The sequence below is a fragment of the Streptomyces sp. WZ.A104 genome (assembly GCF_002382885.1).
Lineage (GTDB): Bacteria > Actinomycetota > Actinomycetes > Streptomycetales > Streptomycetaceae > Streptomyces.
The window spans coordinates 44,816-53,754 of sequence record NZ_NWVL01000057.1 but is presented as its reverse complement, the minus strand read 5'-3'; the positions used below and the strand labels follow the sequence as shown (position 1 = coordinate 53,754).

Sequence of the window (8,939 nt, the reverse complement as noted above, 5' to 3'; positions counted from 1 at the left end):
GGGGCAGTTGCCAGTCGGGGTCGATGGCGGTGAGGTCGGCGGCGCGGGTGGGGTCGAGACGGTCGCGGGCGGCGAGGGAGCGATGTTCGGCGAGCCAGCTACCGAGGGGGGGTGGTAGCGGGTGCTGCGAGGTGGCCGTGCACTTGGTGGTAGTCGGCAGCCTGAGTGAGGCGGGCGCGCCAGGCAGCGTCGTGCTTGTCCCAGATCATGCCCAGGGCATCGAGCTCAGCGATCCAGTCCGGTTCGAGTCGGCCGGTGGTACGGGCGTCGCGCATGGCGGTGATGAAGCGGCCTAGTTCGAAGCCGGCCGGGTCGGTGTGGTCGGTGGGCACATCGAGGTGACCGTAGGTGTCGTGGAACGCCTGGGCGGAGGCGAGACCTTCGCGGCGAGTGCGGTTAAGGGCGCCGCGGGGGGTGAACGCGATGAGGTCCATGGCGCGGGCGATGCGTTCGGGGTGGATGGTGTAGTCAAAGTGCCAGCGGTGCTGGATAAGACGGCTGGTCTCGGTGGTGAGTCGGTTGGTCTTGTTGGGGAGGCGTTCGAGGATGCGGTGGTCGTGGCTGGCGAGGGCGGTGGTGATAGCCCAGACGGGTTCGTAGGGGGTGCCGAGGATGTTCTCGGGGTCGTCGCTGGGCGGGATGTAGACGGGGACGATGAGGCTGGCGGTCTTGCCGGAGACGTCCAGGCGCAGGGCGCGGCCGAGGCCTTGGACGCAGCGGGTGACGCTGCTGGTGGGGTCGGCGAAGACGACGGCGTCGACGCTGGGGATGTCGATGCCTTCGGCGATCACTTTGGCATTGGTGAGGATCGCACGGGGTGAGGCGGCGAAGCGGGCGAAGATCTCTGCGCGTTCGTCGGCGGTGTGGTCGCCGTGGACGAAGGAGACGTCTGGGTCGAGTCCGGGAAAGCAGTCGGGGTCGGCTTTGCGGAGGCGGCCCAGGGTGTGGGGCAGTTCGCGGGTGAAGCGGATGGAGTCTTCGACGAGGTGGAAGAAGACCAGGACCCGGCGCATGGAGTGCTTGGCCATGGCGCCCAGGACGGCGAGGTGCAGTGCGGTGGTGCGCAGCGCTTCCTCGGGTTTCGAGTCCGGGCCCGTGGGTGTGCCGGGGGCGGGTAGGTTGAGGCGGGCACGGAGCTCGGTCTCGGTGACGGCGGGGATCACGATGCGGTAGTCCGCGGCGACGCCGTCGGCGATGGCCTGTGCCAGGGGGTACTCGAACACCTTTTTTCCGTAGACGGCCTCGTTGTCCATGCTGTTTGCCGCCGTATCCACGGCGGACTCGGTCACGGGGCGGGGCCGGCGGCGGGTGGTCGAGGCGGAGTCGGTGAGGTCGGGGGCGGCGAAGCTGCGTGGGGTGGCGGTCATGTAGAGGCGGCGGTCGGCGTGGATCCGTGCCGCGTCGTTGATCACAGCCCACTTCTTGTCCGCCCGGCCGGCGATGCGGTGTGCCTCGTCCATGATGGCGAGATCGAAGGGGGGCACGGTGTAGCGGGTGTGCTGTGTCGCCTCGATCTTGTCGAGCGAGTCGTAGGTGGAGATCACCGTCAGGGCGGGGAGCTGATCGTCCCTCTCCCCCACGACCGACATGAGCGCGGCCAGCGCCTGCGGGCTGCTGGTGGAACCGACTCGGCGTGCGGCGAGTGCGTCGTGTGCGGCGGTATCCATCGACGACACGATCACCATGTGTTCCAGGTGGCCGTCGCGGCGCCATGCGAGGGCGGTCTGCGCGGCCAGGTCCAATGTGGGCACGACGACCAGGACCAGGCGTGCGCCAAGCTGGTCTGCGGCCCGGATCGACACCAGTGTCTTGCCCGTCCCCGTCGCCGCCACGTACAAGGCCCGGGTATGCGGGCGGCGCAGATGCCGGACTGCAGCCGCGAGGCCTTGTTCCTGGTCCGGACGCAGCGTGGGACGCTCGAGGGGGCTCGGGGCGTTCGGCTCGACCGGTGTGACCATGCCCGCCATCATCCCGTATCGACTCGGGGCGGACCTGTGGGTGATCCGGAAGTCCCCCGCCCGGCGGACGGCCTGGGGCCCAAAGTCGTGCGCGGTCTGCCGTCGGCTGGATCATCAGCTCGGCGGTCCGAAGGCCGCAATCATGGCGGTGCAGCACGGATGCCTGGTGCACGACGGCACAGACTCCTCAGGCGCTCACAAAGGCAAGCTCGCTGTACCGGATCCGTGTGTAGCCTGTCGGTCTCTTCGAGAGGGGGCGGGGGCGGATGGTGTCTCGCGGACCGTGGACGGGCGATGCCCGTTGGCACAACGACGAGGTTCACGAGCGTTGGCTGCGGCTGCTGAACAGGCCGACCGGAGCTCTCGATTATCGGGACGAGTGGTACGACGCGCAGTGCGGTGGGTGCCGGTTCTGGATCGCGCTGAGCGGCGAGCTGGGGCGGGACTGGGGAGCCTGCACCCGTGCCACGTCGATGTTCGACGGGCAGATGCGCTTCGAGCACGACGGCTGCCCCTCCTTCATGGTCCGTGCGGACCGCTCGTTTGGCTGACGGCAGCTGAAAGGAAGCAGCTGAGCGGCCACCACCGGGGCAGGCGCTGGCGGGAAGACAGCGGCCTCCAGGCGGGGAGGGAGCCGTGCCGCTCGGGGGTTGGCACGGCTCCCTGGCATAGGACGTTCAGCCGTCCGTTCCTGTCAGTGGATGAGGCTGCCTTTCGTGTCTACGGCCGAGATGCGGCCTGCGCGACTGAGGAGGGGCGAGTCGGTGAGCTGACTCCCCCGTACGGGGGCTTCCCGCTGCGCCGGCGAACCGGACGCTCGCGGGGCACGTCACTGGGGGCATGGAGATCGATGAGCACGTCGCAGAACCGGGGCTGGTGGTCCTGGACATCACTGCCGCAGACGAAGAAACCGCCGCCACTGTGATGGATGCCCTCCAGCAGCAGTGGGCTACATCTGGGATCACCCCGGTGTGGCGCACCCCTGGCGAGGCAGGGGTCAAGGCGCGGGTGTATGCGGACCTACGCCGCCCCGACCCCGCCGGCTAGCGGCGCTGGAGCAGCCGTCTGCGGGGCCGGTACTGCTGTCGCCGCGGCGGGTCCGCGGTCAGCGCCATTTGGGCGGGAGATCGGGTGTGACTTCGCCGGCCGTGGTCTTGAGCGTGAGGGTGGTCTCACCACGGCCGATGGCGCGGTCGATCTTCTTGATCTCTGCCCATGTGAAGCCGAGGCGGCGGTACTTGTTGCGCTGCTTCGGCCGCATGTGCGTGATGTCCTCCTTCGAAGCCGTGGTCATCCCGGGATGCCACGCGCGGGCCGGACCGCTAGTCATTTTCGGCACAGCGGTCCTCCTTCACCCACACCGGCGGCGCGTTGTCCGCGTACTGCTCCCGGTCCCTCGGGCGTAGCGGGGCGTTCGACGGGGGGATGAGTGCCTTGGCTCGCGGCTCGGGTGCGTGCACGATCGTGTGCTGCGGCTGGAGCAGCCACGGCCCGGTTGGTTCGGGGGCCGGCCGTTTCAGGTAGTCGGGGATCTCGCCGGCGGTGATGCGGGCGGCCCGTGCGCGTGCTGCGGCTTTTGCCGCAGCCTTCCGTGTCCGCTTGGCCTCCTGGGATTCCTTCGGCATCCATTCAGAGTAGGACGCCTCGGTGTCGTGCGGGTCGGCGTTCCCCTGTGTGCTGACCCGAAGTGGTCTTGTGCGCTGCGCTGCTGGTGTCCCACCGTTGGCTACGACAGCTGATGGGCGATGGCGCCTGGGCTCGAACAGGGGGAGCGCTTTTGTCGAACGGTCGGGTACGGCTCAGCGGCGGTTCGGCGTGGCAGACGGACTTCCGGCGCCGGACCACCGGCCGGCCGGTGCTGTCTCCCATGGAAATCGCCACGGTCCGCCGCACGCTGAACGGTACCCTCACCGAACTGCAGCGGGCGGTCGATGCCCACTCGGTGGCGAAGGCCGCCGACCTGTACGAGGTCGCCTGGCACCAGGCGTCGCAGGCACCACCCAGCGAGACACGGGAGCAGCGCGCCCGGTTGAAGGTCTTCAAGGAGGTTCTGGCCTCGCGGAGCTGGCGCGAGGAGGAACGGCGCCAGGCCGCGCAGGGCGGATCTGCGCGGGCCGTGACACACCCGTCGCGACATGTGGTTCCGGCGGTGCGGCCGGCTGCTGAGCCGCTGCCTGATCGTCGGGAGGAGGTCTGGTCATCGGACGCCGCCACGAGCGGGCCGACCGTCCGGCCGTCGAAGGCTGCGCCCTGCGTGCCGGGCACGCAGGCGGTGGGCCGGGCCGAGTCGCCGGAGCTGTTGCCGGCCGGGCGGCTGTGGGAAATCGCAACCGATGTACGTCCGGTGCTCGAGCAGACCGCCCGCGCCCGTAGCACCATCAGCTGGCCCGCCATGCGTAAACGCCTGCCTGTGTTTCCTCGTCTGCACCGCGATGACGAGAGCGTCGTCCTCTGGCTCGTCGATGAGGACCGGCAGAAGGGCGAGCCGCTGCTTTCGGTGCTGGTCACGGTCGGAGACCGGCAGATGCACCCTCGTTTCCCGCAGATCGCCGAACAGCTCGGACTCTCCGTAGGCCGTACCCCGGACGAGCAGCGCAGCGCGTGGAGCTACGAGGTGCTGAAGGTGTACCAGCACTGGCGCCACCGGCACTGATGAGGGCCTGGGTGGGCAGTGTGTAGCGCGTGGGGATGGCGTCTCCCGGCCGGTGGGCATCCGGATGCGCGGCTTCCCGGGTTCACTGGACGCTGCCGACGAGCCCGGCCAGCGCGGCGGCGGACTCGGAGGTGAGTCGGTAGAAGCCCTGGAGGCTGACGGAGCGCTCCAGGCGGCCGTCCACTACGTACTTCAGGTTGCGGGTCTTGCCTCGGACGTTGCGCCAGGTGAGGGTCGGCAGCAGGTCGCCGGGTATCGGCGTGTCGAAGCATATGGGGGTCGCGTCCACGTGGACCGCACTGGCGCCACAGCCGCCGGCTCCGAGCATCCACCAATCGTCGTGCCCAGGGAATGGCGGATCCTGCCACGTCGCCTGAGCGAGGCCGCAGCAGTTGCCGCGTTCCATGTCTATGACTCGCATGCGGGACACCACGAATACCTCGCATCGGTTGACGTGCAGCGCGTACACCTCGTCACCGGCACGGACGCCTGACCAGGTGGGCAGGGACTGGTGGACGCCGGAGTAGGCGACCGGCGGCCGCTCGCCCACGCGGCCTGCCGTGCGCAGGGCACGGCACGTGTTGTGGGTCCACAGGACGGTGAAGGCATCAGGCATGTGGTGATCGTATGAACGAGGACTGACAGTGCTTGCCGGTGGCGTGGAGCGGGTTCGAAGGAGCGTGGGGTTCGAAATCCAGCCCGGAGGGCTGATAGCAGGCGGAGCGCGCGTAGGTGACATTGTCGGTGGTTGCTGGCTGAACTTCCTCTATCCGTGGTGTAGAGACGGGTGGTAGGAACGTCGGGGGTCGGGTTCCGTTTGATGTACGACCGGGGGGTCGATGAGCACGTCGGAGCGGTTTTCAGCGTTCCATGCTGAGCCTCTGTTTTCTGAGTTGCCCAAGCCTTCGCAGACGCCAGTGACAGTGGTCGCCCCCATGATGGCCATGCCGCCCACGCTGACGCCCAAGCAGATCCTGGTACACCACTCGGCCGACCAGTGGGAGGAGTTCATCTACGAGTGGGTGAGCGCGCTCAAGGAGGCCGAGTACGTGGACGTGGTACGCATGGGGGGAGCCAATGACCGTGGTGCGGACATCGCCGCATTTCTGACCAAGGGCAAGACCGATGGTCCTTGGCATTGCTTCCAGTGCAAGCACTATGGCAAGGCCATCGGCGCCGCTACCGCGTACCCGGAGATCCTCAAGATCCACTCTGGGGTGGCCGAGCAGAAGTACAAGGTGCTGCCTGAGCGGTACCTCTTCGTTGCCCCGAAGATCGGCGGGTCGTTCGTCCAGCTTCTTACGAAGCCCTCGGCTCTTCGGGCTGGGTTCTTCGAGTGGGTGGCGAAGAATGCGGAGAAGCTCGGCGAGGAGTACGGCGAGGATCCCCTGCGGCGCGCGCTGGACCTGGCAAGCCGGTCGGACTTCTCGCGATTCGAGGCCGGCAACCTCGACAAGATCCTCGAGGTGCATTCCAGGACGCCGCAGCATGTCAGGCGGTTCGGCACGCGCTTGCCCGACCGGCCCGCCATCCCCGCGGCGCCGCCCGCGCACGCACCGAAGGAAACCCGGTACATCCAGCAGCTACTGAACGTCTACCACGAGAAGTGGGGATGCTCGCCGAGCTCCCCGGACGAGGCACACGCCCATCACAGAGCGGGGCCGAACCTTCGGCGGCAGCGGGAGGCGTTCTACTGCGCCGAGCAGCTGCGCATGTTCGCCCGTGACAGTGTGCCGGAGGGGACGTTCGAGTCCCTGCAGAGCGACATGTACAGCGGTGTCTCGGAGGTGGAGGAGGATGACTTCCCCACCGGATACGCGCGGATGAAGGCCGTGCTCGCCGCCGCGCGGGACATGCAGCTCGGCTCCAACGTGCTGATCCACTATGTGAAGCCTGAGGACCGTAAGGGGATTTGCCACCAGCTCGCCAACGAGGACCGTCTCACGTGGGTCCAGGAGGAGCTGTGAATCCTCTGAACAGTCCGCTCGAAGTCGGCATGCGTGCCCTGGTCCTGCTCACGGCCAGATTCCCCGAGCCGCTGGACCTGGCCGAGCTGGTGTACCTGGATCACGTCATGCTGCACAGCGGTGAGCTGAACGGTCCGCCCAGTCTCCATCCCACGCTGCCGGCGGGCCCGGGCGAGCTGGCGATGCGCCGGCATCTGATCGAGCAGGGCCTGCGTGTGCTGATGCGGGCCGGGCTGGCTGACGTGGAGGCCGGTGAGGAAGGACTGCTGTACCGGGCGAGCGAGGAGGGGCCTGGTTTCGTCGACCTCCTCGAAGCTCCTTACGTCGCCGCTCTGAGGGACCGGGCCGCGTGGGTGATCGCCGCCCAGTCGTCCTCCGAACTGGATGTGCGTGCCGCGACGAGGGCCATCACCCACCGGTGGGTCCGAGATTTCGATTCACAACTGCCGCCTTCGGGAAGTGACCATGCCTAGCATCCGGCTCCTGCACCTGACGTTCGCCGGCTCCGGCCGGGAGAGGGCACAGGTCGTCTTCGGCGAGAAACTGACCGTCATCTACGGCGCCTCGGACACCGGCAAGTCGTTCGTCACCGAGGCGATCGACTACATGCTGGGCGCGCGCAAGCTCGACCTCATCCCCGAGGCCGAGGGATACTCGCAGATCCTCCTCGGCCTTGCACTGCCCGACGGCAGTGTCATCACGCTCATGCGCGGCCCTCAGGCAAGCCGGATCCATGTCTTCGATGAAGATGTTCGGGACCTGGTCTACCGGGCGCCGGACCTCGAGCTGAGTGTGAGCGCCAGGGGCTCGAAGAACATCTCCCGTTATCTGCTGGAGAAGCTCGGTCTCGAGGGCACGCTGATCGCGACGAACGACACCGGCGGCACCAAGCTGGTGGGATTCCGTGACTTGCTGCACCTGTGCTTGGTCAGCGAGACGCGGATGGTGTCGAAGGTGCCGCCGGTCCTGCGTTCCACGGGCACCAGCGGGCAGACCGCCCTCAAGTCGGTTCTGAAGCTGCTGCTGATCGGCCAGGGAGAGCCGGTGACCGACGCCAGGCCGAACGCGGCACAGCGGCGGCTGCAGAAGGGCAAGATCGGGCTGTTGGACGAACTGATCCTGGACCTGCAGCGCCAGCTCGATCCGCACGGCGGGAACGAGGGCGAGCTGGCGGCGCAGCTGCACCGGCTGCTCGCCCACCAGGACACCGTCGCGAATTCCCTGCGCGAGATCACCCTGCGGCACACGGCCGCCGCAGGGCGCCGGGCGGACGTTGCCATCACGCTCGGCCAGTACGACCAGCGTCTGGCGGAGATCGACGACCTTCTCGGACGGTTCGGGCTTCTGCGCAGCCAGTACGAGTCCGACCTCGCCCGCCTGGCCATGGTCGGTGAGGCAGGCAACCTCCTGGGGTACTTCCGCACCGGGACGTGCGTATTCTGCGGTGCCGATCCACAGCACCAGACGGCAGAGCACGATCAGGAGACGACCGCCCTGCACGCCGCGGTCGCAGCCGAGAACGACAAGACCCGTCACCTGCTGTCCGACCTGCGCCTGACCATCGACGATCTCCAGGTCCAGCGCGAGGACGTCGCCGGGCAGCGCTCGCACAGCGCGGCCCAGGCCGAACAAGCGGATCTCGAGATCGCCCGCATCACAGAAGAACTGCTCCCCGTCGAGCACCTGGCGTCGGAAGCGATGGCCGCTCGTTCCCGCGTCGAGAAGGAGCTCGGACTCCACCAGCGCATCCAAGAGCTTCAGGAAGTCCGCGACCAGCTGGTCGCCGACGGTGCCGTCCCTGGCGGGCGCCCTACAGGCAGCATCCCCGCCGGCATCGTCGCGGCGTTCGACCGCGCCATCGAGCGGTCCCTTCAGGCCTGGCACGTCCAGCTCCACAGCGTGTCCTACGACCAGTACACCGCGGAACTGTTCGTGGGCGACCGTGGCCGCGCCGGCCACGGCAAGGGCATGCGGGCGGTTCTTCACGCCGCATTCGCCGTCGGTCTGGCCGACTACTGCCTCGGCGAGGCACCCATCCATCCCGGGTTCATCATCCTCGACTCTCCTCTGGTCACCTACCGGCAGCCTGTCGCTGCGCGGCGCACCGACAACGAGAACTTGCCCGACAGCGTCAGCGACTACTTCTACCGCGACCTGTTCCACCGGTTCACCGGCCAGGCGATCGTTGTGGAGAACACCGACCCGCCCGCCGACATCGCCCAGGAAGCACAGGTGTACATGTTCAGCCGCGACCCCGATGACCATCACTTCGGGTTCTTCCCTGTCGGGGCGGCTCGGGGCGGCAACGCGAACGAGAGCTGAGTCTGCTCGCCCCGTCGGGGCGCCTGAGCCTGTGCGGCG

General features: G+C 68.1%; 10 protein-coding genes. 6 read left to right on the top strand and 4 right to left on the bottom strand.

The window, feature by feature from the left end; all coding sequences use genetic code 11:
- Positions 1–98 precede the first annotated feature (98 nt).
- Positions 99–1,958, bottom strand: a complete 1,860-nt coding sequence (locus CIB93_RS26585) for a DEAD/DEAH box helicase (protein ID WP_257002386.1) — start codon at positions 1,956–1,958, stop codon at positions 99–101.
- A 266-nt stretch (positions 1,959–2,224) separates the two neighbouring features.
- Between CIB93_RS26585 and CIB93_RS26580 the strand changes: the two genes are divergently transcribed.
- Together CIB93_RS26580 and CIB93_RS26575 are read left to right on the top strand one after the other, a co-directional pair.
- A complete protein-coding gene (locus CIB93_RS26580) occupies positions 2,225–2,509 on the top strand; it encodes a DUF3027 domain-containing protein (protein WP_107470980.1) in 285 nt (94 codons plus the stop codon).
- A gap of 289 nt (positions 2,510–2,798) precedes the next feature.
- Complete coding sequence (locus CIB93_RS26575; protein ID WP_096630459.1) at positions 2,799–3,005, top strand: DUF6207 family protein; 207 nt, start codon at positions 2,799–2,801, stop codon at positions 3,003–3,005.
- Positions 3,006–3,063: 58 nt separating this feature from the next.
- On the opposite strand, the gene CIB93_RS26570 is transcribed toward CIB93_RS26575, so the two are convergent.
- A complete protein-coding gene (locus CIB93_RS26570; protein WP_096630458.1) occupies positions 3,064–3,252 on the bottom strand; it encodes a hypothetical protein in 189 nt (62 codons plus the stop codon).
- A gap of 28 nt (positions 3,253–3,280) precedes the next feature.
- Positions 3,281–3,583 carry a hypothetical protein gene (locus CIB93_RS26565; RefSeq protein WP_096630456.1) on the bottom strand — a complete coding sequence of 101 codons (303 nt, stop codon included), beginning with the start codon at positions 3,581–3,583 and terminating at the stop codon, positions 3,281–3,283.
- A 242-nt stretch (positions 3,584–3,825) separates the two neighbouring features.
- Between CIB93_RS26565 and CIB93_RS26560 the strand changes: the two genes are divergently transcribed.
- Complete coding sequence (locus tag CIB93_RS26560; RefSeq protein ID WP_143660090.1) at positions 3,826–4,611, top strand: hypothetical protein; 786 nt, start codon at positions 3,826–3,828, stop codon at positions 4,609–4,611.
- Between the two features lie 82 nt (positions 4,612–4,693).
- Here CIB93_RS26560 and CIB93_RS26555 read toward each other — a convergent pair whose 3' ends face one another.
- Positions 4,694–5,227, bottom strand: coding sequence for a hypothetical protein (locus tag CIB93_RS26555; protein WP_096630453.1), 534 nt, complete (start codon positions 5,225–5,227; stop codon positions 4,694–4,696).
- A gap of 328 nt (positions 5,228–5,555) precedes the next feature.
- On the opposite strand from CIB93_RS26555, the gene CIB93_RS26550 reads away from it, so the two are divergent.
- From CIB93_RS26550 to CIB93_RS26540, 3 genes are read left to right on the top strand one after another with little or no spacing between them, the layout of a single operon-like run.
- Entirely contained in the window at positions 5,556–6,578 is a 1,023-nt protein-coding gene (locus CIB93_RS26550) for an ABC-three component system protein (RefSeq protein WP_257002384.1), read from the top strand.
- A complete protein-coding gene (locus tag CIB93_RS26545; protein ID WP_096630450.1) occupies positions 6,575–7,051 on the top strand; it encodes an ABC-three component system middle component 2 in 477 nt (158 codons plus the stop codon). The genes CIB93_RS26550 and CIB93_RS26545 overlap by 4 nt, the downstream gene beginning before the upstream one ends.
- The gene (locus CIB93_RS26540; RefSeq protein WP_257002382.1) at positions 6,969–8,900 is read left to right on the top strand and encodes a hypothetical protein; all 1,932 of its coding nucleotides are present in this window, start codon (positions 6,969–6,971) and stop codon (positions 8,898–8,900) included. Before CIB93_RS26545 ends, CIB93_RS26540 begins: the two co-directional genes overlap by 83 nt.
- The last annotated feature ends 39 nt before the right edge of the window (positions 8,901–8,939 follow it).

Excerpts from the sequence above, each read along its gene's own strand:
- CIB93_RS26585 (WP_257002386.1), bottom strand. The coding sequence starts at position 1,958 with ATGGTCACACCGGTCGAGCCGAACGCCCCGAGCCCCCTCGAGCGTCCC.
- CIB93_RS26580 (WP_107470980.1), top strand. The coding sequence starts at position 2,225 with ATGGTGTCTCGCGGACCGTGGACGGGCGATGCCCGTTGGCACAACGAC.
- CIB93_RS26575 (WP_096630459.1), top strand. The coding sequence starts at position 2,799 with ATGGAGATCGATGAGCACGTCGCAGAACCGGGGCTGGTGGTCCTGGAC.
- CIB93_RS26570 (WP_096630458.1), bottom strand. The coding sequence starts at position 3,252 with ATGACCACGGCTTCGAAGGAGGACATCACGCACATGCGGCCGAAGCAG.
- CIB93_RS26565 (WP_096630456.1), bottom strand. The coding sequence starts at position 3,583 with ATGCCGAAGGAATCCCAGGAGGCCAAGCGGACACGGAAGGCTGCGGCA.
- CIB93_RS26560 (WP_143660090.1), top strand. The coding sequence starts at position 3,826 with ATGGAAATCGCCACGGTCCGCCGCACGCTGAACGGTACCCTCACCGAA.
- CIB93_RS26555 (WP_096630453.1), bottom strand. The coding sequence starts at position 5,227 with ATGCCTGATGCCTTCACCGTCCTGTGGACCCACAACACGTGCCGTGCC.
- CIB93_RS26550 (WP_257002384.1), top strand. The coding sequence starts at position 5,556 with ATGCCGCCCACGCTGACGCCCAAGCAGATCCTGGTACACCACTCGGCC.